At 51.9% G+C, this 243-nt stretch carries 1 protein-coding gene; it reads left to right on the top strand.

Going from position 1 to position 243, the window contains the following annotated elements; all coding sequences use genetic code 11:
• Positions 1–228 (top strand): DUF4060 family protein (locus JTI98_RS21405; protein WP_216081214.1); only part of this gene is annotated, 228 nt, incomplete at its 5' end.
• Positions 229–243 lie beyond the last annotated feature (15 nt).

Raw genomic sequence — 243 nt, 5'->3', positions numbered from 1 at the left:
AACCGCAGTAAGCAATCGCCATTGGGCCGCCGGGCATGTGATGCAGCACTGGCAAAGCATGTTGAACGATACGGTAACTATGGTCGTAGCGACAGGAAGGAAACATACACAGTGAACGTGGACGGCGTGAAGATCTGGGTAGAAGTCGTCAACCGCCATAAGAGCTATGTGGCAACCGCTATGACAGGCATGCGCCGGCTAAGAACGCTCCCCGGACGGTTTAACTGATAATGAATTATCAAT

The sequence above is a fragment of the Citrobacter sp. MGH 55 genome (genome assembly GCF_016906145.1).
Classification (GTDB): Bacteria; Pseudomonadota; Gammaproteobacteria; order Enterobacterales; family Enterobacteriaceae; genus Citrobacter_A; species Citrobacter_A amalonaticus.
Note: the sequence above shows the minus strand (reverse complement) of the source record. Positions and strands in the feature narration are given on the sequence as shown.